The organism is Lactococcus cremoris subsp. cremoris KW2, assembly GCF_000468955.1.
Classification (GTDB): Bacteria; Bacillota; Bacilli; order Lactobacillales; family Streptococcaceae; genus Lactococcus; species Lactococcus cremoris.
Window position 1 is genome coordinate 346,713 of sequence record NC_022369.1, and the last position, 25,324, is coordinate 372,036.

Consider the following 25,324-nt stretch of genomic DNA (forward strand, 5'->3'; position numbering starts at 1 on the left):
TCGTCCTCCTAGAAACTAGGAAAGTAGAAAAATCGGAACCTGCACAAGTGCAGAACCACGATTCCCTACCTTACGTTGTCCGCTCTCGCTATGTCGTTGAAGCGACAAGTCGAGCCGCAATTTTCTACGTTTCTTGCAGTCGGCCTTGCATCTTGATATAATTAAAAGAACTATTTTTTTGAGGCTTGGCCAATGTAAATTAAATTAAAAGTATAAATGAATAATTAAAGAAAATGAGAGTATAAATGACTTTACAAGAAGAAATAAAAAAACGTCGGACTTTTGCCATTATCAGTCACCCGGATGCTGGTAAGACGACGATTACAGAACAACTATTGAAATTTGGGGGTGCCATCCGTGAAGCTGGTACTGTAAAAGCACGTAAAACAGGAAATTTTGCCAAATCAGACTGGATGGACATTGAAAAAGAACGTGGAATTTCTGTAACGAGTTCTGTCATGCAGTTTGACTATGCGGGAAAACGGGTTAATATCTTGGACACGCCAGGGCATGAGGATTTCTCAGAAGATACTTATCGAACGTTGATGGCAGTTGATGCGGCAGTTATGGTTATTGATAGTGCTAAAGGGATTGAAGCACAGACGAAAAAACTTTTCCAAGTTGTCAAACGTCGTGGAATTCCAGTTTTCACTTTCATCAATAAACTTGACCGTGATGGACGTGAACCACTTGATTTGCTTTCTGAATTGGAAGAAATTCTTGGAATTGCCAGTGTACCAATGAATTGGCCAATCGGCATGGGGAAAAATTTCCAAGGGCTTTATGATTTTACACATGGGCGCGTAGAAGTTTATCAACCAGAGGATGGAAAACGTTTTGTTGAATTTGATGAAAATGGGGAAGTACCAACAAGTCATCCTTTAACGAAAAATCCATTTTTCACGCAAGCTTTAGAAGATGCTGAATTACTTTTGGATGCAGGAAATCAATTTTCAGAAGACGAAGTGGTTGCTGGGCAATTGACACCAGTTTTCTTTGGGTCAGCTTTGACCAGTTTTGGGGTGGAAACTTTCCTCGAAACATTTTTAGAATACGCACCAGAACCTCATTCACACAAAACGGTTGATGAAGAAGAAATTGAACCTTTAAATCCTGATTTTTCTGGTTTCATTTTCAAAATTCAAGCGAATATGGACCCTCGTCACCGTGACCGAATTGCTTTTGTCCGTATTGTTTCTGGCGAATTTGAGCGTGGAATGGATGTTAATCTTGTCCGCACGGGTAAAAAAGTAAAATTATCTAATGTGACACAGTTCATGGCTGAATCACGAGAAAATGTTGAAAATGCTGTCGCTGGTGATATTATTGGGGTTTATGATACCGGAACTTATCAAGTTGGTGATACTTTGACAACTGGTAAATTAAAGAAATCATTTGAGCCACTTCCAACGTTTACACCGGAACTTTTCATGCGTGTGCAAGCGAAAAATGTCATGAAACAAAAATCATTCCAAAAAGGAATTGACCAATTGGTTCAAGAGGGAGCCATTCAGCTCTACAAATCTTATACGACTGGCGATATCATGCTTGGAGCGGTTGGACAACTTCAATTTGAAGTCTTTAAAGACCGGATGGAGCGCGAATATAATTCGGAAACAATCATGACACCGATGGGCTCAAAAACAGTGCGTTGGATTAAAGAAGAAGATTTAGATGAAAAAATGTCAAGTTCGCGAAACATCTTGGCGCGAGACCGTTTTGACCATCCATTGTTCTTATTCGAAAATGAATTTGCCATGCGCTGGTTCAAAGATAAATATCCAGATGTTGAATTAATGGAACAATTTTCAGTATAAGTTTTATAAATTTACTGACAGAATGTTTATTCTTAATAAAAAATTCCAATAAAAAAATGATATATTTTAAAATTACTGACGAAAATTTGTGGATAGTGTAGTTGTAAAATTACCGATAATTATCCTTTAAAAAACTGTCAGTAATTTTTTTATGAAAATATTTTTAAAAAAGTAAAGGGCGTAAGCATTTTCAGTCAAAAAATTATGCTATAATAGATAAGTTACGTCAGGCGAGTCACATAAATTTCGCCTGTAGCAAGGGTTTCGTACCCTGTAATAAAAATTTTGGCGTGGGAACACGCAGTAGAAATATAGGTAAAAAATGAAATTTAGTGAACTCGGCCTGTCAGAAGGAATCGTAAAAACACTTACAGAGATTGGTTATGAACAACCTACACCAATCCAAGAAGAAACAATTAAATTGGCGCTTGAAGGACGTGACGTTCTTGGTCAAGCGCAAACAGGGACTGGTAAAACAGCGGCATTTGGTCTTCCTACTATTGAGAAAATCAATGCTGAAAATCCAGCCATTCAAGCACTTGTTATTGCTCCAACCCGTGAACTTGCAGTTCAAGGACAAGAAGAACTTTTCCGTTTTGGTAAATCAAAAGGACTTAAAGTTCGTACTGTATTCGGTGGTTCAAGTATTGAAAAACAAATCAAAGGACTTAAAGCTGGCGCACATATCGTTGTGGGAACACCAGGTCGTTTGGTTGACTTGATTAAACGTAAAGCAATCAAACTTGACCAACTTGAAACTTTGATTCTTGATGAAGCAGATGAAATGCTTAACATGGGATTTTTGGAAGACATTCATTTTATTATTGAAAAAACACCAGAAAATCGTCAAACATTGCTTTTCTCAGCAACAATGCCTGCTGATATCAAAAAAATTGGTGTGAAATTCATGAAGAATCCGGAACACATCAAAATTGCAGCCAAAGAAATGACTGCTGACCGTATTGACCAATACTTTGTGAAAACAAAAGAATTTGAAAAATTTGATGTTTTGACTCGTTTGCTTGATGTTGAACGTCCAGAACTTGCCATTGTTTTCGGTCGTACAAAACGCCGCGTTGACGAGTTGATTCGTGGTCTTAAATTACGCGGATATCGTGCTGAAGGAATGCACGGAGATTTGGACCAAAACAAACGTTTGGCCGTTTTGCGTGATTTCAAAGCTGGACATATTGATGTCTTGGTTGCTACTGACGTTGCCGCTCGTGGGCTTGACGTATCAGGTGTAACACACGTTTACAACTACGATATTACCCAAGACCAAGAAAGCTATGTTCACCGTATCGGGCGTACAGGTCGTGCTGGTAAATCAGGCCGCTCAGTAACTTTTGTTTCATATAATGAAATGGGCTACCTTCGTGCCATTGAAAAATTGACAAACAAAGAAATGAAAGGCTTGAAACCACCAACAAAAGAAGAAGCTTACCAAGCGTCACTTTCTGTTGCGATGGATGATGTTCTTCGTGATTTGTCTGATGAATCAGGTAAAGCAAAATTAGCAAAATTTGACAAACAAGCAGCAAGCTTACTTGAAAAATTTGATGCTAAAGAATTGGTTGCCTTACTTCTCCAAGGACGTGTTAAAGACCCTGATAACCAAGAAGAAGTTAAAATTACAGCCGAACGTCCATTACCATACAATGGTGAAGGAAAAGGATTCAAGAAAAAAGGTAAAGGTGGCGGCGGACGCTACAAAGGCCGTGGAAATGGCGACCGTGATGGTAATCGTGACGGAAACCGTGGAGGCTACCGTGGTAATCGTGATTCTAAAGATGGCGAACGCGGTGGAGATCGTAAACGTAACTGGAAAGACCGTGATGACAATCGTGGAGGTTACCGTGGAAAACGTGATGACCGTCGCTTTGACGACCGTAAACAAGGTGAAAAAACTCCTCGTAAACGTACCACAGGAACTGAAAAATCAGCTGGCTTCGTAATGCGTAGCCGTGGCGATAAATAAAATAAGTTATAAAAATTACTGAAATGAGCGGCTTAATGAGCTTTAAATCGGTAAATAAAGGAATCATCAGTTATCTGATGATTTTTTCTTTTGTCAGCTGTCAGTATTTTTTATATTAGTCATAAGTCTGTCAGTTTAATCTGATTGAGTAGAGACATTAATTCTGTGGATAAGGAATTTGTCAGTTTTACTGACGCATCTGTCAGCAAAATATTCTTCCGCAAAAGGCTGATTTTATGCTATAAATATCACTGCTTATAACGCGCAGACGGAAGTTGCTATGACGCACTTACTGCCATTTCGTCTTGCCAGCTTTGCTGGCTTAGAGCGAGCCTTTTTGCCCAATGTTTTAGCGTTGATAGCAAAACGGACAGCCGTGCTATGGACAACGTAGTGAAACGAAGTAGATACCTTATCAATCACTCTGGTGAAAATACTAGCATATTCGTAAGTCAGCATCTACGCGCTTACGCGCTACGCTGTCCGTTTTGTCTGTCCGCTAAAGCGAATGACAAAACGGCAAGCTGACAACGACTATCCTAAGTGGAAAATTATCGTTTCTGGGAGGGACAACCAGCATATCTGTAAGCCACTAAAGTGGCAACAGCTATCCTACGCTTCGCTTTAGCGTAATTAATAATGAGGACCAGTAATACGAAACCTTGTTTCGTCCCACTGGCTGTGATATAATAGCGCTATGACAAATAACAAATTTAAATCAGGATTTGTGGCGATTTTAGGTCGTCCAAATGTTGGAAAATCAACATTTATGAATCACGTGATGGGTCAAAAAATTGCCATCATGTCAGATAAACCTCAAACAACAAGAAATAAAATTCAAGGAATTTATACTACAGAAAATGAACAAATTGTCTTCATTGATACACCAGGGATTCACAAACCACACAATGCTTTAGGCGATTTTATGGTTCAATCTGCTTATTCTACTTTGCGTGAATGTGATGTCGTTTTATTTATGGTTGCAGCTGATGAACCTCGTTCAACTGGTGAAAATATGATTATTGAACGCTTGAAAAAAGCAGAAGTTCCAGTCATTTTGGTTGTCAATAAAATTGATAAAATTCATCCTGACCGTCTATTTGAAATTGTAGCTGATTATACTTCACAAATGGAATTTTCAGAAGTCGTTCCAATTTCAGCTAAACAAGGAAATAACACCGAAAGATTAATTGATACACTCTCTGAAAAATTGGATGAAGGGCCTCAATATTTCCCAGAAGACCAAATTACTGACCATCCAGAACGTTTCCTCGTTTCAGAAATGATTCGTGAAAAAATCTTGTTGTTGACTCGCGAAGAAGTTCCGCATTCTATTGCGGTTACTACTGACCAAATGACTCGAGATGAAGAAACGGGTAAAATTCATATCATGGCAACAATTATTGTCGAACGCAAGAGCCAAAAAGGAATTATTCTTGGTAAAGGTGGCGATATGATTCGTAAAATCGGGAAAATGGCTCGTCGTGATATTGAAATCATGCTTGGTGACAAGGTTTACCTTGAAACTTGGGTTAAAATTAAAAATGATTGGCGCGACCGTAAAATGGATTTAGCTGACTTTGGCTACAATCGTGATGATTATATGTAATGAAAATAGCGAATTATCGCTATTTTTTGTTTTATTATGAAATTTCCAGACAATTGTGATATAATATTGAAAATTATAATTATTATTGGGGGAAATTATGTGCGGTTTTTTATTTATGGAAACATCTGACTTAACGATAGAAGAGTTTAAAAGCAATTTGGAACTGATTGAACATCGAGGACCAGACGACCAACAACATGTTCGTGATACTTTGGGAAATGATTTTGGTTTTTGCCGACTTTCAATCATGGATTTGTCAGACTTGGGGCGTCAGCCCTTTGGACTGAACGGGAAAAGAGTTATGTGTAATGGTGAAATTTATAACTTTTTAAGCCTTCGTAAGTTCTTGGAAACTAAGGGATATAAATTTACAGGAGATTCTGATTGTGAAGTGCTTTTACCTCTTTTTGAAACCACAGGAATCGAAACAATGGTCAAAATGCTTGATGCTGAATTTGCTTTTGTCCTAGTTGATGAAAATACTGGTGAAATTTTTGCCGCTCGGGATCCTTTTGGAATTCGTCCACTTTTTTATGGTTATAATAAAGTTACGGGGAAAATTTCTTTCTCTTCTGAAGCTAAAGCCCTTATTTCAACCTGTAAAGATGTGACGCCATTTCCTCCAGGTTACTACTATGCCAATGGTGAATTCCATGTTTATAATGATATTGCGGAGGTTTCAACAATTGTAGAAGAACCTTTGGCTGAAATTTCAGGACATATCCGTCGCAAATTGGAACGTGCAGTCAAAAAACGTCTTCATGCAGATGCTCCAATGGGTTATCTCTTGTCAGGCGGTTTAGATTCATCATTGGTCTGTGCCATTGCAGCTAAAGAATTAGAAAGTCCAATCAAGACCTTTGCGATTGGAATGGAAACAGACCCGATTGATTTGAAATATGCTCGGGAAGTGGCAGATTTCTTACGGACTAACCATACCGAAATTCTGATGACAAAAGAAGACGTACTTTCAGCAGTTCGTGAAGTGATTTGGCATTTGGAAACTTGGGATATCACGACGATTCGGGCTTCTATTGGGATGTATTTAATCTGTAAGTATATTCATGAGAATACAGAACTGAAAGTTTTGATGACTGGTGAAGTTTCTGATGAAATGTTTGGTTATAAATATACTGACTTTGCTCCATCAGCTGGGGCCTTTCAAAAAGAAGCCCAAAAACGAGTGCATGAACTTTATATGTATGATGTCTTGCGGGCTGACCGCTGTTTAGCGGCTCATTCTCTTGAAGCGCGTGTTCCATTTGCTGACTTGGACTTTGCGACTTATGTCATGTCCATCAATCCGAGTAGAAAGCTGAATACTTATGGCAAAGGAAAATATCTCTTGCGTCATGCTTTTGAAGGAACGGAGCTATTACCAGACGAGATTTTATTTAGAGAAAAAGCGGCTTTTTCTGATGCTGTTGGTCATTCCATGGTCGACTATTTAAAAGAATTTGCTGACGAAAAATATTCTGATGAAGATTTAGCAAAGGCTAGTGAAAAGTATCCAAAACATACACCCTTTACCAAAGAATCCTTAATGTATCGGGAAATTTTTTCAGAATTTTACCCAGGTTATGAAGATTGGATTCTTGATTTTTGGATGCCAAACCCTGATTGGGTGGGAGCAGATGTTAAAGATCCATCAGCACGCGTCTTGTCAAATTATGGTGATTCCGGAAAATAAATTTTGAAATCTTTATCATAAAAAAATGAATGAGAAATGTTAAAATAGTCACTGATAAAACTTATCTGATGATAAATTGTCAGTGATTTTTTATATTGAAATTTAGTACAGAATGAAAATAGAAAGCTGTCAGTAAAATAAATGAATTGACTGGAAAGTCTGTCAGTAGATTTTGTGATAAGAGGGAAAAAATGCCAGAATTACCAGAAGTTGAAACTGTTAGAAGAGAACTTGAAAAAAGAATTGTTGGACAAAAAATTATATCTATAGAAGCCACTTATCCAAGAATGGTCTTAACCGGTTTTGAGCAATTGAAAAAAGAATTGACAGGAAAAACCATTCAGGGCATCTCGCGGCGAGGAAAATATTTAATTTTTGAAATTGGAGATGACTTTCGCTTGATTTCTCATTTACGAATGGAAGGAAAATATCGCTTAGCAACACTTGATGCACCAAGAGAAAAGCATGACCATTTGACAATGAAATTTGCTGATGGGCAGTTAATCTATGCCGATGTAAGGAAATTTGGAACTTGGGAATTGATTTCTACTGACCAAGTGATTCCCTATTTTCTGAAGAAAAAAATTGGACCAGAACCGACCTATGAAGATTTTGATGAAAAGCTTTTTCGAGAGAAATTAAGAAAATCAACAAAGAAAATAAAACCTTATTTACTTGAGCAAACCCTTGTTGCTGGGCTTGGCAATATTTATGTTGATGAAGTGCTCTGGTTAGCAAAAATTCATCCAGAAAAAGAGGCTAATCAGCTGACAGAAAGTTCCATCCACCTTTTGCACGACTCAATTATTGAAATTTTGCAAAAAGCGATTAAGCTTGGTGGTTCAAGTATTAGAACTTATAGTGCCTTAGGATCAACTGGTAAAATGCAAAATGAGTTGCAAGTTTATGGAAAAACGGGTGAAAAATGTTCCCGTTGTGGTGCAGAAATTCAAAAAATAAAAGTTGCTGGTCGAGGCACTCATTTTTGCCCAGTTTGTCAGCAAAAATAAGTGAAGAATATTTACTGACAGACAAGGTAAATTAACTAAAAAAGTCAGTGACAAAGTTCATAAAAAAACGTATAGATAGAATATAGGGGCTTATAAAAAATCCTGAAAAATGCTATAATTAAACCACAAATAAAGAATAACGGAGATAAAATTTGGCAACAAAGAAAAAAACAAATTTTGATGATATTACCAAAAAATATGGCGCTGAGCGTGATAAAGCATTGGCTGATGCTCTTGCTCTGATTGAAAAAGACTTTGGGAAAGGTTCACTCATGCGTCTTGGTGAAGCAGCTAACCAAAAAGTATCAGTTGTAAGTTCAGGTTCTCTTGCGCTTGATATTGCACTTGGTGCAGGTGGTTACCCTAAAGGTCGTATCGTTGAAATCTACGGACCAGAATCTTCTGGTAAAACAACAGTCGCTCTTCATGCCGTTGCAGCGGTTCAAAAAGAAGGTGGAATTGCAGCCTTTATCGATGCTGAAAATGCTCTTGACCCAGAATATGCAAAAGCACTCGGTGTAAATATTGATGAACTTTTGCTCTCACAACCTGACTATGGTGAACAAGGACTTCAAATTGCTGAAAAATTGATTACTTCTGGAGCGGTTGACTTGGTCGTTATCGACTCAGTTGCAGCCTTGGTACCAAAGGCCGAAATTGATGGCGAAATCGGAGACAGTTCAGTTGGTCTTCAAGCACGTATGATGTCACAAGCTATGCGTAAACTTGCAGGACACATCAACAAAACAAAAACAACAGCGATTTTCATCAACCAATTGCGTGAAAAAGTTGGAGTGATGTTTGGTTCACCAGAAACAACTCCTGGTGGTCGTGCCTTGAAATTTTACGCCTCAGTTCGTCTTGACGTACGTGGTTCAACAAAAATTGAAGAAGGTTCTGGAGATAACAAAACTCAAATTGGTAAAATCACCAAAATCAAAGTCGTTAAAAATAAAGTTGCACCACCATTTAAGGTTGCGCTTGTTGATATCATGTTTGGTGAAGGAATTTCAAGTACAGGTGAGCTTTTAAATATTGCTGTTGAAGAAGGCATTATTAAGAAATCTGGTGCTTGGTTTGCTTATAATGATGAGAAGATTGGTCAAGGGGCAGAAAAAGCTAAAAACTACCTCAAAGAGCATCAAGATGTTTTTGATGAAATAGACCACAAAGTTCGGGCAGCTCATGGACTTCTTGATGATTCAGAAGTAGCAGAAACTGAAGAAGAAACTACAGCTTCAAAAACTAAAGCAAAAGCTAAAAAAGAAGAAAAAGCAGTAGAAACAGAAGAAATCGAACTTGAACTTGAAGATTAAAAAAAGCAGCTGAATTAATCAGCTGTTTTTATTTTTCTAAAGAAGGTAAATAATCCAAAGATAAGAACCCAAATCACAGAACCAATGGCCGGAACAATTGTATCTTTAAAGCAGAAAAGTGAAATAAAGATTAATACAAATCCAGCAATAGCTAATGGAATAAAGATATGAGCCGCTGGTAAAGTAAAGCCACTTGGATCAAAATCTTTTGATTTGCGATATTTTAGATAAGTGATTAAAGTCATCAGATAGACGACTAGAAAAAGATTTGTTGCGACACTGGTAATAAAGACAAAGGAATTAGAGATTGCTGGAATCATTGAAATAAATGGAGTAAATAAAATCAATAGTGATGTGAAAAGTAACGCATTTACGGGGACACCAGCTTTTGAGAATTTTGTAAATGGCTTAAGAATTTTATCATCATTAAGTTGCGATAATGAGTAGAGATTTCGCGTGATTGAAAAGAGAGCGGAGTTCAAGGCAGAAGCAGCAGAGGTTAAAACAACGAAATTAACCAAAGCGGCAGCCCATTTGATACCAATTAATTGGAAAATGGTGACAAATGGAGATTTATCAGCAGGAATATCTCTCCATTGGTAAATACTCATAATGGCAAGTAGAGCCCCAATATAAAAGAGTACAATTCTAATTGGAATTTGATTAATAGCTTTTTTCAAAGTAGGCCTTGGATTGTCCGTTTCAGCAGCAGTCATCCCTATGAATTCCATAGAAACAAAGGCAAACATTACCATTTGAAAGCTTTCAAAGAAACTAGAGACGCCGTTAGGGAAGAACTCAAAGCCTTTAGTGATGTTCGTTAAACTAACCGTGTCAGTTCCCGTATGATAGTGACTAAAAATTAAAATAATTGCAGTTAATATCAAACCAATGATGGCAACAATTTTAATCATTCCAAACCAAAATTCTGTTTCACCGAAGAATTTAGGATTTAAAGTATTTAATAGTGTTAAAAGAACTAAAACAAAAACCTCAGTCATCCAAATCGGTAAATCTGGCAACCAAAAATTAATATAAGTTCCGATGGCAATTAGTTCGGCCATCGCGACAAAAACAACGACTAGCAAATAAGACCACTGAATAAAGTATCCAGGTTTGGCTCCCATATATCGTGAGACAAAGTTCAAAAAGGAATGCTGACTAGGATCTTGATAAAGCATCTCTCCAATTGCTCTTAATAGGATGTACATCAGAGCTCCGATAATCAAATAAACAAAAATAATCGAAGGACCAGTAAGATGAATTGATTTTCCGGCTCCAAGGAAAAGTCCGGTACCGATTGTTCCCGCAATCGCAATCAGTTGAATATGCCTATTTTTTAAACCACGTTGAGAAGGCTGTTTTTCTATGTTTTCATCATTTTGATTTGTATTCATAATATAATATTATACGCTTTTTCATTAAGATTTTCAGAGACTGCTCTATTTTATAAAGAAGTGAACCTGAATTAGATTTTTTTGAAATGGGAGTAAAGCCCAAAGATAAGAGTCCAAACAATCGCTCCTAAAGCAGGATAAAAAGTATCGGCATTGAAGAACAAGGAAGCAAAAACGATGGCAAAGATAATCGCAATAAATGGTACAGCAATAGCGGGTTTAGGGGTTAAAAAGCCATTAGGATTATAATCATCAGACTTACGATATTGCCAGTAGGTATACAAAGTAATAAAATAAACTACCAAAAATAAATTGGTCGTACAAGAGGCAGCAAAGTTAAAAGCATTTTTTATTTGAGGAATTAAAGTTAGGACAGGTGCTAAAAGAGAAAGAGCCGTTGCCATATAAAGGGCATTAATCGGGATGCCTGCTTTAGAAAGTTTTGTAAAAGCGGTCAATCTTCCCCTGTCATGCTGTTTGGCAAGAGAGTACATATTGCGTGTTGCTGAGAAGAGAGAGCTATTGAGAGCCGAAGCAGCAGAAGTTAATACCACGAAGTTAATGAGAGCTGCAGCCCATTTGATTCCAATGAGTTGGAAAACAATAACGAATGGTGATTTGTCTGCTGGAATATAGTGCCAATTAAAAATTGCCATAATTGCCAGAAGTGCTCCGACGTAGAAAAGCAAGATACGGACAGGAATTTGATTAATAGCTTTTGGTAGACTCTTTTTAGGGTTAACTGTTTCTGCGGCGGTCATTCCGATAAATTCCATCGAAGTGAAAGCAAACATCACCATTTGTAGGGCTCCGACAAAATTCCAAGCACCATGTGGGAAAAGTTGGAAACCGTCAAAAATATTATTTAGAGAAGCCGTATCATTAACCGTTTTACCACTTAAGACTGTGGTGTAATGGAAATTACTTGCTACGAGAATGATGGCAGTTACAATCATTCCAAGAATTGCTGCCACTTTAATCATAGCAAACCAAAATTCAGTTTCACCAAAAAAACGAGAATTTAAGGTATTGAGACCAAAAAGAAGTGCGAGCATCACAATTTCAATCAACCATAAAGGAAGATGAGGAAGCCAAAATTGAATATAAGTTCCAATGGCCGTCAATTCAGAGATACAGACAAAAACAATAACTAACCAATAAGACCACTGAGTGAAGTAACCTGTTCTGATTCCTGAATATTTGGTAACAAAATTTAAAAATGAATGCTGACTAGGGTCATTATAGAGCATTTCCCCGATAGTTCTAAGGAAAAAGAACATAGCAATCCCAATTAAAATATAAGCAAAAATGACACTTGGTCCAGTCATTTGAATTGTTTTTCCGGCACCGAGAAAAAGTCCAGTACCAATTGTGCCGGCAATTGCAATGAGTTGAATATGCCGGTTTTGTAAGCCCCTTTGGGCTTCATGATTCTTTTGAATATCTTCCAAAAGTTTTTCCTCCTTAAATTATCAGATAATTCCGATAATGTGTTAATTATTATACCAAATTAATAAAATTGTATCAAGAGTCATATTCTATTTTGCTAAAGATAACAGTAAAGTGTATCATTTCATATTTATGATATAATAAATTTATGTTAATTATCGATGAAAATCTAGTGGAAATAGATGATTTGTTAGAAAAAATTATGGATAGTTTCTTGGAATTTCCTGAAATCAAGCTTTATCAAAAAGCAAAAGCTGATTTTATGGCAGATGAAACTTTGCAAAACCAATTGAAAGTTTTAAATGATAATTCTGACTACATTTCTTTTCGTTCAGAATTAAAAACGTTACAGCATGAAATTAATACGAATGAGAAAGTTTATGCCTTACGTTTGGCAGAAAATGACGTTCAGCAAATTTTAACAGATTTGACTAAAAAAATTACAAAGAGTATTTCTGAACAGATTTATGTTGATGAAAATTTACCATTGAAAGGAGGGCAGCATGGACGACATCATGGAAAACATTGAAAAAAAAGAAATTCGCCCCCTTTATATAAGAGAGCGTGTGGCGGTTTATGTTTATTGTTACTCTTATAAAGGAACTAGACAACTTAGTCGTTTTGGGGATATTGTTTATAGTAGTCAGAAATCGCACTATAGCTTACTTTATGTGAATAATGATGAAGTTGCCGATTTATTAAATAAATTAAAAGAGTTGAGATTTGTCAAAAAAGTACGTGTGGGTCATATTAAAGAACTCGACCAAAACTTTTCGGAAGCTTTTATTCAGACAAATCTTGAAGTGAAAGAAGAACTTGAACACTGATAGGTGACTAGGGAAGTTTGTGCTCACTTTAAAATAAACTTGTATATTGTTTGAGTGGGCAGGCATTTTTTGATAAGATAGTAAAAAAAGAGAGGAGTCTTGGTAGAGTTGTAGGACTTCATATAGAAGTCAAAGAAATCTGTGAAATTGATGTATTCTATAAATTGCTTTATATTTCTTTTTCTAAAAATATGAAAAATAGACCAGAGCCAAGGAAAAAAACTATGTTGGAGACTCATTATTACTTCACTCCCATTTTAGACCATTTGGAAGAATTTGATCATAATGATTGGCATTTATATCCAATTGTTACGTTACCTGCTGCTAAGCAATTACGTGATGAGGAAGATTTGCCTAAAACGATTAGCTCACTAAATGCTTGCTATGACCGCTTGCAAAAAGTATCGCTTGATTATCTAACTGTTAATTTATATGGACGTAAACAGGGCCGTTTGTTTCTCCTTTTACTTCAAGATTTTTTGGAAGAAACAACTATCTTGGACTATACAGCTCAAATTCGTCAGCAAATTTTACAAGAAATTGGGGTTTCTACCCTCAACTTTCTGGAATATCGCTCTTTTGCCAAAAAACATCTTGCTTTAATTTTAAAAGATTTTCGAAAAAACAATTTCCAAACTTCACCAGCCAGTTTAATTTTAACTGACAAAGAATGTTTGAGAGTGGAAAATTGTCCTCATGCACTCTTACAACAATATTTAGAACAAATTGAAAAAACTGCCTGATAGAATCAGACATTTTTTTTATAAAAAAATACTGACAGAATGCTGTCAGTAAATATTTAAAAATTATTTTCGTAAATGTCTTAAACAGTCTAAGAATCGAACTACTTTTGATTTTGAAAATCGATATTCAACACGATTTTTATCTAAGAAATCGAAGAAGTCTTTTTTACCTTGTTTACTGTCATCAACTTCAAGTTCAAGTTCATAATCGGTATGACCTAAGTAATCATTTTTATCTAAAGCAGCAAGACCAATCGGAAGGTGTTGCTCATAACGAATGGTTGTTAAACTTCCAATCAAGGTAATTTCCTCAAGATTGATATCGCGTGCCGTCAATAATTCACATATTTCACTTAAATCAGTAGCCCCACAAACAATATTTCGTTCACCAAGAAGTTGTTGAGCTTCTTCAAGGCTGAGATCAATGTTATACTCGATATTTCCAACTTCTTGTGGAACCTTTAAGGTCATTTCGGCGGACTTATCAAAAGTTCTAATTCGCAAAGCTAATTTTTTCTTGCGCAACTTAAAATCTTTTGAATCTAAGTAGTGGTTAGTTTGTCTAACAGGGGTTACGTGAGTAAAGAGTTTTTTGAGCTGGTCATACTCAGCCAGCGACAATAGCGACTTATACTCAATCTCCAAGTTCGTACTCATTAATTAATTTTTAAGATTATTTTCAAAAGAAAACATCTTTCCTTTCAATAGGTTTAAACGATATATTAATTAAAAGTATATCAAAAGGCTGACTATAAGTAAAGTTCTGCCCCGCTTATAATGACAGTCAAATCCCTCTCAAAGCAGATAAATAAAGGGAAAAATCCCCAAAATTTAAGGAGCTTAGCTAAAAAATGAAAATATGATAGAATTGTTTTTATGAGAAAAGTAAATGAGAAGTACCGCTTGAAAGATTTCTGGGATTTCGGTTTAAAACAATTTCGGTCAGCAATTTTTGGAATTACGATTATTTTGTCATTAATTGTGACCACCTTTATAAAGATTCCACATCTTGCTCGTTATGATACGTTATTGATTTGTGTTTTGGTCATTCAAGTTATTTTGTTGGTCAGTAAATATGAGCGTGTATATGATTTAATCCCGATAATGGTTTTTCATATTTTAGGAATGATTTTAGAAATTTTTAAAGTTAGACATGGAAGTTGGTCTTATCCAGATGCTGGTATATTCAAAATTATGGATGTTCCTCTCTATAGTGCCTTTATGTATTCAGCAATTGGTTCTTATATTGTTCGGGCGATAAAAGAATTTGATTTGGAAGTCATTCATTGGCCGAAATGGTTTATTTCAATTGGGATATCTTCAATCATTTATTTGAATTTTTTTAGCGGAACCTTTGGTTTTGACTTTAGAAATTTATTTTATCTCTTTATTTTGATTATTTTCTGGAAAACAAAATTTACTTTTGTCTTAAGGACAAAGCGTTATCAAATGCCAGCTATTTTAAGCTTCTTTTTAATTGGTCTTTTCATTTATTTCGCAGAAAATATTGGCTCTTATTTCAGCGCTTGGACCTATTCTTACCAGCTGAAAGCTTGGAAATTTGTTGACTTAGGGAAAATTTCTTCTTGGACCTTATTGATTATTGTTTCAATTATTATTGTAATTGAACTACAGAGATATTTTTCACAAAAGATAAAAATAAAAAATATTATTAATGACTAAAAGAAGCAAAAAGTTTGCTTCTTTTTTGTAAAAAGCTCAATCCATTTAAGTAACAATAATGTGAATAATAGAAACTTATGTTAAAATATTAGATGTGATTCTATTAAAAAAGAAGTCAGAAAACGTTTTAATATTTAAATACTCAGAAAGGAGTATGTGAGGGCGATTGCTTTTACAAGGTGAAAAAATGTTTAATTGGGAAGAATTTCTGGACCCCTACGTCCAAACTGTCGGAGAATTAAAAATAAAATTTCGTGGTGTTCGTAAACAATATCTCAAGAAAGGCTTGTATTCTCCAATTGAGTTTGTTACAGGGCGCGTGAAGCGTCGAGAATCAATCAGAAATAAAGCAAAACTCCGTGGTTATACCCGAGAAAATTTATCTGAAATGGAAGATATTGCCGGCGTTCGGGTAATGGTTCAGTTCGTTGATGATGTCTGGGATGTGCTAGAGCTTTTACGTAAACGTAAAGATTTTAAAATAATTGAAGAACGGGATTATATTAATAATCAAAAAGCCTCAGGTTATCGTTCTTATCATGTCATTATTGAATATCCGATTGATACGATTGATGGCTTCCAAATTGTTAATGCTGAGATTCAGATTAGAACTTTGGCCATGAACTTTTGGGCAACGATTGAACATTCTCTTAATTATAAATATGGAGGATTAATTCCTGAGGATGTCAAAGCTAGATTGACAAATGCAGCGCGTGAAGCTGCACAGCTTGATTCTGAAATGGGCGAAATTCGGGAAGATATTCAAGAAGCACAGTTACTTTTTGATAGCCCTCAGCAAAAACAAGACTTTAAAAAAGAAAATGGTGAAGAAAATGAACTTTGGTAAAAAAGTCTGGCTAATTGGAAATTCAAGTGAGAAGTCTAAAAAAACACTCAATAAATTGAGCAAGATTTTGAAAGCTGAACATTTTGTTTTTGATGATATTAATCCTGAAATTGTAATTTCAGTTGGAGGAGATGGAACGCTTCTACGGGCCATGCATATGTACGAGTATCAACTAGACCGGGTACGCTTTTTAGGTGTTCATACGGGACATTTGGGCTTTTATACAGATTTTACTGATGAAGATTTATTTGAAGTCGTTGAAGCACTTTATGACGAAAATCCAGCTCAAGCCATTCACTACCCACTCATTCGTGTTCAAGTTAGTTTTACTGATGGCTATCAAATTGTTCGTCATGTGCTTAATGAAGCAACCATTCGACGTGCAAGTAAAACAATGGTGGGTGATGTCAGAATTTCTGATTATCTTTTTGAACGCTTCCGGGGGGATGGTTTATCTATTTCTACACCAACTGGTTCAACGGCTTATAATAAATCAATTGGGGGGGCAGTAGTCCATCCACGTGTGAAGGCCATGCAAATTGCTGAAATTGCGAGTTTGAATAATGTTGTTTATCGGACTTTAGGTTCACCAATGATTGTGGCTGAAAAAGATACAATTACGGTTTGTCCTGCGCCAGAAGATGATTATAGTTTAACTTTTGACCAATTAACTTTTGAATATAAAAATATTAAGTCAATTGAGTTTTCTTTAGATGGAACAACGATTTCTTTTGCTAATTGCGCCCATACACCATTTTGGGAACGGGTCAGTAAATCCTTCATCGGGGAGGTTGAATAATGCAGTTTGCTTTTAGAAACGAGATTGAAGGAAGCATGGTCAAATCAATGCTAGGCCGTCATGGTATTTCTAGGAGATTACTGACAAAAGTTAAATTTGATGGTGGACAAATTATGGTGAATGGTATTGAAAAAACTGCTATTTACCGTCTGGAAAAAGGTGATTTAGTTACGATTACGGTACCTGATGAACCAGATAACGAAAAATTAATTCCTGACGATGTTCCACTTAATGTTTTGTTTGAAGATGACCACTATCTGGTTGTTGAAAAGCCAGCGGGAAAGGCTTCAATTACAGGGTCTCTTCATCCGACAGGGGCAATGTCCAATGCTGTCAAAGGATATATTTCTAGAAAAAATTATCCCAATCAAACCGTGCATATTATTACTAGATTAGATCGTGATACCAGTGGAATTATGTTTCTAGCCAAGCATCGCTATGCTCATGCATTAATGGTTCAGCATAAGTTTCGAGATACTTTAGAAAAACGATATTACGCCATTATTAATGATGGAGATTTGCCAGATTCTGGTCAAATTGATTTACCGATTGGACGCCGTGATGATTCGATTATAGAGCGGCAAGTGCGTTTTGATGAAAAATCAAAAAATGCACTGACGTCTTATGTTGTGACTGAGCGAAAAAATGATTTAGCGCTTCTTGATATTATTTTACATACAGGTCGAACGCATCAAATTCGTGTCCATTTTTCTCATCTTGGCTATCCTTTAGTTGGTGATGATTTATATGGTGGAAATCATGATTTGATTTCACGTCAAGCCCTTCATTGTCATCATTTACAATTTTTAAATCCATTTACTGACGAAATGGTTCATGTGGAATTAGACATGCCAGATGATATGAAAAACTTATTGAAATAAAAAAAGTTACTGACAGAAAAATTGTCAGTAACTTTTTATTTATTAAAATTTCCAGTCTTTAAGGATTTTAACGGATTTAATTTTTACAGGGTCAATCGGTGCTGAGGATTCCCCAGAAGAATTTGTTTTTACATCAGCTTTAGCAATTTTATCAACAACATCCATTCCTGAAATGACTTGGCCAAAGACAGTGTAACTTCCATCTAAACTAGGATATCCTCCCTTTTTATAAGCATCAATAATTTTTTGAGGATATTTGCTCTTATCTTGGATTTGACTAGTCATATCCTGAGGGTTTTGAACAATGAAAAATTGTGAACTGCTAGAGCTTGCTTGCCCTGTATTTGCTAAAGCAAGGGCTCCACGGATATTATAGAGTTGATTTGAAATCTCTGTATCAAATGTTTTCCCACCGAAGATTGAAGCTGTTCCAGTTCCTTTATTTGAAGGGTCTCCAGATTGAATCATGAAATCTTTAATCACACGGAAAAATTCATTATTTTTATAATATCCATGTTTTGCAAGAACAAGGAAATTTTGAACGGCATTAGGAGCTAATTTAGGGAAAAGTTTAATGTTGATATTTCCAGCACTTGTTTTGATTTGAACTTCAGCTTCGTCTTCACCAACAGTTGTCGAAAGTTGTGGTAAAGTTAAATCATTAAGGGCAGTACTTGAATTTTTTACTGCAGCATTTAAGGTATAATTTGTTGGATAGTTAACTTTTTGACTTGAAGAAGAAGTATTTGTACTACTTGCTGAACTATCATCTGTTTTTGGGCGATTTGCAAAGAAAACTAAGAGCCCAACGACAACAATTAGGACAATCCCAAAGATTGTAAAAAGAATTGTGTTATTTTTTTTATTCGTATTCATAGGAATATTTTATCATAAAAACGAGTAATTATAAATTTATATTAAATTAATTCTTGCAATTTCAAAAAAAAAGGTATAGAATATAGAAAAATCACGAAAGGAGAATCACGAAATGAATTGCTCATTGCGCCATCATCATTTGCATAGATAAGAGTTGTGTCATACAGTAGGTATAGATACAGCTTTAGAGTACGCTCAAGTATCTATGCCGGTGATTCTCAAGAGACCGGTTGTAAAGACAACTGGTCTTTTTATTTGTTCGTGCTCTGGTTTGTAAAAAAACAAGAGATTAGAAAGTAAAGATTATGGAAAATCAAAATCAGGTCAAGCGCAACCTCAAACAGCGCCACATTACTATGATTGCTTTAGGGGGAACAATTGGAACAGGTTTGTTTTTAACCTCAGGAGCAACAATTAGTCAAGCGGGTCCTTGGGGAGCAGTCCTCGCTTATTGTTTTATTGGAATCATGGTTTATTTTGTAATGACTTCACTGGGAGAGATGGCGACTTATCTGCCTACCTCTGGTTCATTTTCTGACTATGGTGGGCGTTATGTTGACCCTGCCTTTGGATTTGCGCTAGGTTGGAATTATTGGCTAAATGGAGCCATTACGATTGCCGTGGATTTAACGACGGCTGGATTGATTACTCAGTTTTGGTTCCCACACCTTCCTTCCTGGATTTTTTCAGGAATTGCGACAGTTCTAATTTTTATCATTAATGTTATGGCAGTTGGTGCTTTTGGGGAAACTGAGTATTGGCTATCAACGATTAAAGTGATTACGATTGTTCTCTTCTTAGCCATTGGCCTACTAACAATTTTTGGAGTCTTGGGACAAGGAAATGTTGATGTTGTTGCCAATTTGACAGCAGGAAATCATGGCTTTGTTGGTGGAATTTCAGGTTTTGTTGGCGTTTTACTCATTGCAGGATTTTCTTTTCAAGGAACTGAAATGTTAGGAATTACTGCAGGAGAATCTGAAGACCCAGGAAAAACGATTCCTAAAGCAATGAATTCTATTTTCTGGAGAATCTTACTCTTTTACATCTTTTCAATTATTGTCATAGCAGCTATTATTAATTTCAAAGACCCTCGTTTGTTGAACCCAAGCTCAACAGCTGTCATGAGTCCATTTACCATAGTCTTTAAAAATATTGGATTTGCAGTAGCAGCATCAGTGATGAATGCGGTCATTCTCACCTCTGTCATTTCGTCAGCAAATTCAGTGATGTACGCTTCAACTCGGATTCTTTATTCTTTAGGTCAAGAAAAGGGAGCGCCAAAATTCTTTGGTCGCACGGCTAAAAATGGAATTCCTTTTTATGCACTTCTAGCAACGACAATCATTTGTTTCATTGCTTTCTTAACGGGAATATTTGGAACGCAAATCTATCTTTTCTTGGTTGATTTGTCCTCACTGACAGGATTTCTTGCTTGGCTTGGAATTTCTGTCAGCCACATTCGTTTTAGAAGAGCTTATATTGCTCAAGGAAAAAAATTGGAAGATCTTCCTTACAAAGCAAAATGGTTCCCATTTGGACCAATTGTGGCGCTCTTGATGACTGCAGCCATCGCAATTAATCTTGACCCAGCCATGCTCTTTAGTGAGCACTGGGGCGAAGGATTAGCTTTATATGCGGCTATTCCGATTTTCATTGTTCTTTATTTTGGTTATAAATGGAAGTATAATACAAAAATTATTCCACTTGAAGAAGTCGATTTAAGTCGAGAAAAATAATATCTGAATCACAATTCTTATAGAGTTGTGATTTTTTATTTATAATATAAAGAGCAGTAAGTCGAAATAGACATTAATATAGTACAAATACTACTATTAATAAAGAATAAAATATAGAATACACTTACATAATATTTACCAATTGAAAGAGGAAATGGGATGAAATTTATCGCCATTGTAGGGACCAATGCTAGTTTTTCATATAATCGAAAACTGCTTTGGTATATGAAAAAACATTTCAAAAATCAAGCACAAATAGATGTAGTGGAAATTACAGATGTTCCACTATTTTCTGAGGATACAAAAGTATTTCCTCAATCAGTAAAGAAAATTGCTCTGGCGATAAAAGATGCCGACGGGGTAATTTTTTCCACTCCTGAATATGACCATGCCATCACTGCTGCTTTGAAATCCTTAGTTGAATGGCTCTCTTGGGGGAAAAATCAGCCATTGAACAATAGACCAGTCATGATTGTTGGGGCCTCGTTAGGAAATATGGGAACCGTTTTTGCTCAAGAAAATCTTCGCCAAATCTTAAGTTCACCAGGTCTTGATGCTTTTGTTTTGCCTTCAAATCAATTTCTCTTGGGGCGTGCCACCGAAGCTTTTGATCATCAGGATAACCTGATTGATGAGCATACGATTAGCTGGTTAGAGCATTGTTTTAGTAATTTTATGCTTTATAGTAAGACAATAAAACCGATGCGCTTGGAGATTCAAGATGAAAAAGAAGTTGAAAAAAAATCGAAAGCTAAAGAGGAAAAACAAGCTGCTGCTGATGATGAAGATTGGTGGATTGAAGACACGAGTCTTGGTTTTCCTCTCCTTTCAGATGCAGATACGGGAGCTACCGAAAATGAAGAAGTGAATGAGCCTGAAATATCAGCCTATACTCAATTTCTTGAGGAAGATTTGTGGCCCGATGATATTATGGACTCAAAAGGGACTTTTGAAAACGAATGAAATCTTTAGAAAAAAAAACGGCAAACAAAATTACAAAATCTTATCGAGCATTAGGAACAGTTATTGATTTAACAATCTATGGTTGCCAAGACGAAGGAATTTTAGACCAAAGTTATCAATTAATCAAATATTATGAAGATATTTTTACTGTAAATCGAGAAAAATCTGAATTAATGACTGTTAATCAGATGGCAGGAATAGAAAGTGTACAAGTTACTGAACCTGTCTATCAACTGACAAAAATTTCCTTAGAAAAAAGTAAAGAACATTTCGGATTTAATGCAGCAATTGGGCCTTTAGTTAAACTTTGGCACATTGGTTTTTCAGATGCTAAAGTACCAAGCCAAGCAGAAATCTCTGAAAAACTAAAACTTATCAATCCTGATGAGATTGTTTTAAAGGATGAAGAATTTTCAATATTTCTTCCTAAAAAAGGAATGGAAATAGATCTAGGGGCAATAGCAAAAGGTTATATTGCTGATCGGATCAAGGATTTTTGGAGGGCTTATGGCGTCTCGTCAGGCATCATTAATCTAGGCGGAAATCTTCTATTAATGGGTGAAGCACCCCATCAGACAAATAAAAAATGGCGCGTTGGAGTTAAAAATCCACTAAGTAGTCGCAAAGAACCTATTTTACAGATTTTGACTGAGGAAAGTTCAGTAGTAACCTCAGGAATTGCTGAGCGTTATTTAAAAGTCAATAATAAAAGTTATCATCATATTATTGACCCAGAAACAGGTTATCCTCACCCCAATTCACTTGCAAGTGTCACGGTCTTATCGAGAAAATCCATTGATGGAGAGATTGAAACGAGTAGATTATTTTTTGCTGACGGACCAATTGAAAATTGGCTGATAGAGCATCCAGAAGTTTTTGGAGCAATCTTTATTAGTAAGAATAAAAAGATAAAAACCGTTGGTATTCCTAAATATCAAATATATATTGCTGATAAAAGTTTTGAATTTGAATAAGAAAACAAGAGCCTGTCAGTAATTTTGAAGATATAAATTTACTGACAGAAATAAAAAAACCGCCAAAAGCGGTTTTTATTTTTTATTTCATCGTTGGGAAAAGCAAAACGTCACGGATTGAAGTTGTGCCAGTAAAGAGCATCACTAAGCGGTCAATCCCGATACCGAGTCCACCTGTTGGTGGCATACCGTGTTCGAGTGCTTCAACGTAATCATAATCGACACCAGTTGCTTCATCATCCCCAAGTTCTTTAGCTTTGGCTTGAGCTTCAAAACGTTCCAATTGGTCAATTGGGTCATTCAATTCGCTGAAAGCATTGGCGTATTCTTTACCGTTGATGAAAAGTTCAAAACGGTCAGTAAAACGTGGGTCTTTTTCATTCATTTTAGCAAGTGGTGAAATTTCTTTTGGATGACCAAAAACGAAAGTAGGTTGAATCAAAGTTTCTTCAACATATTTTTCAAAGAATTCGTTAATGATGTGACCAACAGAAGTGAAATGTTTTTCAACATGAATGTCATGTTCTTTTGCAAGAGCAGTTGCTTCTTCAAAAGTCATCTCAGGCCAGAAATCAACTCCAGCAACTTCCTTGATGGCATCAACCATGTGAACACGTTTGAATTTTCCACCAACATTGATTTCTTTACCATCGTACTCAAGAACATCTTGACCAACTACAGTTTTAGCAACGTGTTGGAAGATTCCTTCTGTCAAATCCATAATATCTTCAAAATCAGCATAAGCTTCATAAGATTCCATTGTTGTGAATTCAGGATTATGAGTCATATCCATTCCTTCATTACGGAAGACACGGCCAAGTTCATAAACTTTTTCCATTCCACCAACAATCAAACGTTTCAAGTGCAATTCAGTTGCAATACGAAGTGCCATGTCAATATCAAGGCTGTTATGGTGAGTGTAGAATGGGCGAGCAGAAGCACCACCAGCTTCGTTGTTAAGAACTGGAGTTTCAACTTCAAGATATCCACGACCATCCATATAACGACGGATTTCACTGATAATTTTTGAACGAGTCACAAAGCGATTAAAGCTTTCTTTATTTGAAATCAAATCCAAATAACGTTTGCGATAACGTGTTTCAGTATCAGTCAAACCATGGAATTTTTCAGGCAAAGGACGAAGCGCTTTTGAGAGGAAAGTCAATTTTTTTGCTTTAATTGACAATTCACCCATATCAGTTTTCATGATTTCGCCTTCAACTCCGAGGAAGTCTCCGAGGTCAGCTTTTTTGAAAATTTCATAATTTTCTTCACCAACTTCGTCTTTACGAACGTAAAGTTGAATTTGGCCTTCGCGGTCTTGAAGATGGGCGAAACCGACTTTACCTTTACCACGTTTAGTCATCAAACGACCAGCGACAATTCCTGAAAGTGCAAGTTCATGCAACTCTTCTTTCGTCTTTTCGTCATAAGCTTCGTGTAGTTCTTGCGAGTTGTGCGTACGTGTAAATTTATGTCCAAATGGGTCAATTCCTGCATCGCGCAGGTTTTCCATTTTTTCACGGCGGACTTTCATTTGGTCATTAAGTTCTTCGATTTCAGCCAAAATAGTACTCCTTGTAATTTTTTATTCTCTCTATTTTAACATATTTTCAAAAAATTAACAGAATTTTTTTGTCAGTAAACGCTTTAAGAATAGGCTTAAACTGATTTTTTTGCTGTCATTAAAAAATACTTACAAAATTACTGACAGAAATTTATAAAATGATGAGTGACAATAAAAAAATCTGTCAGTAAATTTTTTAGAATTCACTTAAATTTTTAATTTGTTTAATCACAGTTTTGAGCAATTTATCTTGTTCGGCCAAGAAAGAAACACCATAAAAAATGCGGTGATAACGTTCGTCAAGACTTTGAAAAGCAATGTTTTCATTAATAAATCGTTTGGAAATTAATGACGCACCAATTCCAGCATTGAGTTGGCTGACAATCATATCATTATTATTGACACTGACTAAGTTTTTCGGATTAAAATTATTTTCTTTAAGATAATTATGCGTATAGTGAGCCACACCGGACCCCGCTTCACGAATAAAAAAAATATCATTTTCAGGCTTGCCAGCAAGAACGAGCTCGTCTTTAAAGAGTGGAAAAGTTTCGATGGTTTCATCCATCATCGGTTTTTCAATAATTCCAAAATGAATTTCATGATTACGAATTAAATCAAAAACTTCTTGAGAATCAAGCATCATCAATTCAATATTAAGTTGTTCCAGTTCAGGAATTAAATTTTTGAAAATCAGAGGGAGAACAGTAGTTGCTGAACTATGAGAAGCAGCAATTTTAAAAGGTTTACGACTAGGCGTCTGATTTTTTAAGGAAAATTGTAATTCATTCCAATCATTGAGCGTTTTTAAAGCTTTAGGATAAAGAAGATGGGCACTTTCTGTAGGAATTACTTCTTGGTGTTGCCCTCTTGAAAAAAGTTGAACCTTCAGTTCTTCCTCCAATTTTTTAATTCTAACAGTTGCGGTTGGTTGTGAAATAAAACATTGACTAGCAGCTCTGGTAAAGCTTTTGGTTTCAAACACAGCAATAAAAGTTTCGAGTAAAGCGAACATAAATCTTCCTTTAATTAATAAAAGTAATTTTAAAAATGATAATAATTTATTTTACAAAATAAAGGAGATTGTGTAAACTAATTGATGCTAGACAATTTAAAAAGGAAAAAGTAGAAAAATGTTAAAATTAAAAAATTATATTAA

The 25,324-nt window shown here is 35.8% G+C and carries 22 protein-coding genes; 16 read left to right on the forward strand and 6 right to left on the reverse strand.

Annotated features, from left to right (window positions below):
• Window positions 1–245 precede the first annotated feature (245 nt).
• The 6 genes from KW2_RS01740 (at window position 246) to recA (ending at window position 9,420) form a co-directional block, all read left to right on the forward strand.
• Window positions 246–1,817, forward strand: coding sequence for a peptide chain release factor 3 (locus tag KW2_RS01740; RefSeq protein ID WP_015082021.1), 1,572 nt, complete (start codon window positions 246–248; stop codon window positions 1,815–1,817).
• 322 nt (window positions 1,818–2,139) lie between these two features.
• Entirely contained in the window at window positions 2,140–3,795 is a 1,656-nt protein-coding gene (gene cshA, locus KW2_RS01745) for a degradosome RNA helicase CshA (protein WP_021036705.1), read from the forward strand.
• Window positions 3,796–4,492: 697 nt separating this feature from the next.
• Complete coding sequence (gene era / locus KW2_RS01750; RefSeq protein WP_003131632.1) at window positions 4,493–5,404, forward strand: GTPase Era; 912 nt, start codon at window positions 4,493–4,495, stop codon at window positions 5,402–5,404.
• Window positions 5,405–5,501: 97 nt separating this feature from the next.
• The gene (asnB, locus tag KW2_RS01755) at window positions 5,502–7,094 is read left to right on the forward strand and encodes an asparagine synthase B (protein WP_021036706.1); all 1,593 of its coding nucleotides are present in this window, start codon (window positions 5,502–5,504) and stop codon (window positions 7,092–7,094) included.
• Between the two features lie 191 nt (window positions 7,095–7,285).
• Window positions 7,286–8,104, forward strand: a complete 819-nt coding sequence (gene mutM / locus KW2_RS01760; protein WP_021036707.1) for a DNA-formamidopyrimidine glycosylase — start codon at window positions 7,286–7,288, stop codon at window positions 8,102–8,104.
• Window positions 8,105–8,256: 152 nt separating this feature from the next.
• Complete coding sequence (recA, locus tag KW2_RS01765) at window positions 8,257–9,420, forward strand: recombinase RecA (protein ID WP_011675413.1); 1,164 nt, start codon at window positions 8,257–8,259, stop codon at window positions 9,418–9,420.
• A 14-nt stretch (window positions 9,421–9,434) separates the two neighbouring features.
• Here the strand turns inward: recA and KW2_RS01770 are convergent, their stop codons facing one another.
• On the reverse strand, window positions 9,435–10,817 hold the full coding sequence (locus KW2_RS01770; protein WP_021036708.1) for an amino acid permease: 1,383 nt from the start codon (window positions 10,815–10,817) through the stop codon (window positions 9,435–9,437).
• 71 nt (window positions 10,818–10,888) lie between these two features.
• A complete protein-coding gene (locus tag KW2_RS01775) occupies window positions 10,889–12,268 on the reverse strand; it encodes an amino acid permease (RefSeq protein WP_021036709.1) in 1,380 nt (459 codons plus the stop codon).
• 146 nt (window positions 12,269–12,414) lie between these two features.
• Here KW2_RS01775 and KW2_RS01780 point away from each other — a divergent pair, with 146 nt between their 5' ends.
• Genes KW2_RS01780 through KW2_RS01790 form a run of 3 tightly spaced genes read left to right on the forward strand, consistent with a single transcriptional unit; the run spans window position 12,415 to window position 13,836 of the window.
• Entirely contained in the window at window positions 12,415–12,795 is a 381-nt protein-coding gene (locus KW2_RS01780; RefSeq protein WP_021036710.1) for a YlbF family regulator, read from the forward strand.
• On the forward strand, window positions 12,782–13,093 hold the full coding sequence (locus KW2_RS01785; protein WP_011675417.1) for a DUF2129 domain-containing protein: 312 nt from the start codon (window positions 12,782–12,784) through the stop codon (window positions 13,091–13,093). The genes KW2_RS01780 and KW2_RS01785 overlap by 14 nt, the downstream gene beginning before the upstream one ends.
• Before the next feature lie 50 nt (window positions 13,094–13,143).
• Window positions 13,144–13,836, forward strand: coding sequence for a dithiol-disulfide isomerase (locus KW2_RS01790; RefSeq protein WP_235182443.1), 693 nt, complete (start codon window positions 13,144–13,146; stop codon window positions 13,834–13,836).
• Between the two features lie 63 nt (window positions 13,837–13,899).
• On the opposite strand, the gene KW2_RS01795 is transcribed toward KW2_RS01790, so the two are convergent.
• Complete coding sequence (locus KW2_RS01795; protein WP_011834433.1) at window positions 13,900–14,493, reverse strand: CYTH domain-containing protein; 594 nt, start codon at window positions 14,491–14,493, stop codon at window positions 13,900–13,902.
• Between the two features lie 219 nt (window positions 14,494–14,712).
• On the opposite strand from KW2_RS01795, the gene KW2_RS01800 reads away from it, so the two are divergent.
• From KW2_RS01800 to KW2_RS01815, 4 genes are all read left to right on the forward strand, one after another.
• Window positions 14,713–15,519 (forward strand): DUF817 domain-containing protein, encoded by an 807-nt coding sequence (locus KW2_RS01800; protein WP_011834434.1) that lies wholly within the window; start codon window positions 14,713–14,715, stop codon window positions 15,517–15,519.
• A 187-nt stretch (window positions 15,520–15,706) separates the two neighbouring features.
• Window positions 15,707–16,366 carry a GTP pyrophosphokinase gene (locus tag KW2_RS01805; RefSeq protein ID WP_011834435.1) on the forward strand — a complete coding sequence of 220 codons (660 nt, stop codon included), beginning with the start codon at window positions 15,707–15,709 and terminating at the stop codon, window positions 16,364–16,366.
• Window positions 16,353–17,165, forward strand: a complete 813-nt coding sequence (locus KW2_RS01810; RefSeq protein ID WP_021036711.1) for an NAD kinase — start codon at window positions 16,353–16,355, stop codon at window positions 17,163–17,165. Before KW2_RS01805 ends, KW2_RS01810 begins: the two co-directional genes overlap by 14 nt.
• Window positions 17,165–18,046 (forward strand): RluA family pseudouridine synthase, encoded by an 882-nt coding sequence (locus KW2_RS01815; protein WP_011834437.1) that lies wholly within the window; start codon window positions 17,165–17,167, stop codon window positions 18,044–18,046. Before KW2_RS01810 ends, KW2_RS01815 begins: the two co-directional genes overlap by 1 nt.
• Window positions 18,047–18,088: 42 nt before the next feature.
• Here KW2_RS01815 and KW2_RS01820 read toward each other — a convergent pair whose 3' ends face one another.
• Window positions 18,089–18,922, reverse strand: a complete 834-nt coding sequence (locus KW2_RS01820) for a peptidylprolyl isomerase (RefSeq protein ID WP_021036712.1) — start codon at window positions 18,920–18,922, stop codon at window positions 18,089–18,091.
• Between the two features lie 305 nt (window positions 18,923–19,227).
• On the opposite strand from KW2_RS01820, the gene KW2_RS01825 reads away from it, so the two are divergent.
• From KW2_RS01825 to KW2_RS01835, 3 genes are all read left to right on the forward strand, one after another.
• Window positions 19,228–20,661 carry an amino acid permease gene (locus KW2_RS01825; RefSeq protein ID WP_021036713.1) on the forward strand — a complete coding sequence of 478 codons (1,434 nt, stop codon included), beginning with the start codon at window positions 19,228–19,230 and terminating at the stop codon, window positions 20,659–20,661.
• A 159-nt stretch (window positions 20,662–20,820) separates the two neighbouring features.
• Window positions 20,821–21,624, forward strand: a complete 804-nt coding sequence (locus KW2_RS01830) for an NADPH-dependent FMN reductase (protein WP_021036714.1) — start codon at window positions 20,821–20,823, stop codon at window positions 21,622–21,624.
• Complete coding sequence (locus KW2_RS01835; protein WP_021036715.1) at window positions 21,621–22,598, forward strand: FAD:protein FMN transferase; 978 nt, start codon at window positions 21,621–21,623, stop codon at window positions 22,596–22,598. Before KW2_RS01830 ends, KW2_RS01835 begins: the two co-directional genes overlap by 4 nt.
• 82 nt (window positions 22,599–22,680) lie before the next feature.
• Here KW2_RS01835 and lysS read toward each other — a convergent pair whose 3' ends face one another.
• Together lysS and KW2_RS01845 are read right to left on the reverse strand one after the other, a co-directional pair.
• Complete coding sequence (gene lysS, locus KW2_RS01840) at window positions 22,681–24,165, reverse strand: lysine--tRNA ligase (RefSeq protein WP_011834442.1); 1,485 nt, start codon at window positions 24,163–24,165, stop codon at window positions 22,681–22,683.
• Window positions 24,166–24,361: 196 nt separating this feature from the next.
• Window positions 24,362–25,180: a LysR family transcriptional regulator gene (locus tag KW2_RS01845; protein ID WP_021036716.1), complete on the reverse strand. Its 819-nt coding sequence runs from the start codon at window positions 25,178–25,180 to the stop codon at window positions 24,362–24,364.
• Between the last annotated feature and the right edge of the window lie 144 nt (window positions 25,181–25,324).

What these genes read in the sequence shown, in the direction of transcription:
- KW2_RS01740 (WP_015082021.1), top strand. Translation starts at nt 246, where the DNA reads ATGACTTTACAAGAAGAAATAAAAAAACGTCGGACTTTTGCCATTATC.
- cshA (WP_021036705.1), top strand. Translation starts at nt 2,140, where the DNA reads ATGAAATTTAGTGAACTCGGCCTGTCAGAAGGAATCGTAAAAACACTT.
- era (WP_003131632.1), top strand. Translation starts at nt 4,493, where the DNA reads ATGACAAATAACAAATTTAAATCAGGATTTGTGGCGATTTTAGGTCGT.
- asnB (WP_021036706.1), top strand. Translation starts at nt 5,502, where the DNA reads ATGTGCGGTTTTTTATTTATGGAAACATCTGACTTAACGATAGAAGAG.
- mutM (WP_021036707.1), top strand. Translation starts at nt 7,286, where the DNA reads ATGCCAGAATTACCAGAAGTTGAAACTGTTAGAAGAGAACTTGAAAAA.
- KW2_RS01770 (WP_021036708.1), bottom strand. Translation starts at nt 10,817, where the DNA reads ATGAATACAAATCAAAATGATGAAAACATAGAAAAACAGCCTTCTCAA.
- KW2_RS01780 (WP_021036710.1), top strand. Translation starts at nt 12,415, where the DNA reads ATGTTAATTATCGATGAAAATCTAGTGGAAATAGATGATTTGTTAGAA.
- KW2_RS01785 (WP_011675417.1), top strand. Translation starts at nt 12,782, where the DNA reads ATGGAAAACATTGAAAAAAAAGAAATTCGCCCCCTTTATATAAGAGAG.
- KW2_RS01795 (WP_011834433.1), bottom strand. Translation starts at nt 14,493, where the DNA reads ATGAGTACGAACTTGGAGATTGAGTATAAGTCGCTATTGTCGCTGGCT.
- KW2_RS01800 (WP_011834434.1), top strand. Translation starts at nt 14,713, where the DNA reads ATGAGAAAAGTAAATGAGAAGTACCGCTTGAAAGATTTCTGGGATTTC.
- KW2_RS01805 (WP_011834435.1), top strand. Translation starts at nt 15,707, where the DNA reads ATGTTTAATTGGGAAGAATTTCTGGACCCCTACGTCCAAACTGTCGGA.
- KW2_RS01810 (WP_021036711.1), top strand. Translation starts at nt 16,353, where the DNA reads ATGAACTTTGGTAAAAAAGTCTGGCTAATTGGAAATTCAAGTGAGAAG.
- KW2_RS01815 (WP_011834437.1), top strand. Translation starts at nt 17,165, where the DNA reads ATGCAGTTTGCTTTTAGAAACGAGATTGAAGGAAGCATGGTCAAATCA.
- KW2_RS01820 (WP_021036712.1), bottom strand. Translation starts at nt 18,922, where the DNA reads ATGAATACGAATAAAAAAAATAACACAATTCTTTTTACAATCTTTGGG.
- KW2_RS01825 (WP_021036713.1), top strand. Translation starts at nt 19,228, where the DNA reads ATGGAAAATCAAAATCAGGTCAAGCGCAACCTCAAACAGCGCCACATT.
- KW2_RS01830 (WP_021036714.1), top strand. Translation starts at nt 20,821, where the DNA reads ATGAAATTTATCGCCATTGTAGGGACCAATGCTAGTTTTTCATATAAT.
- KW2_RS01835 (WP_021036715.1), top strand. Translation starts at nt 21,621, where the DNA reads ATGAAATCTTTAGAAAAAAAAACGGCAAACAAAATTACAAAATCTTAT.
- KW2_RS01845 (WP_021036716.1), bottom strand. Translation starts at nt 25,180, where the DNA reads ATGTTCGCTTTACTCGAAACTTTTATTGCTGTGTTTGAAACCAAAAGC.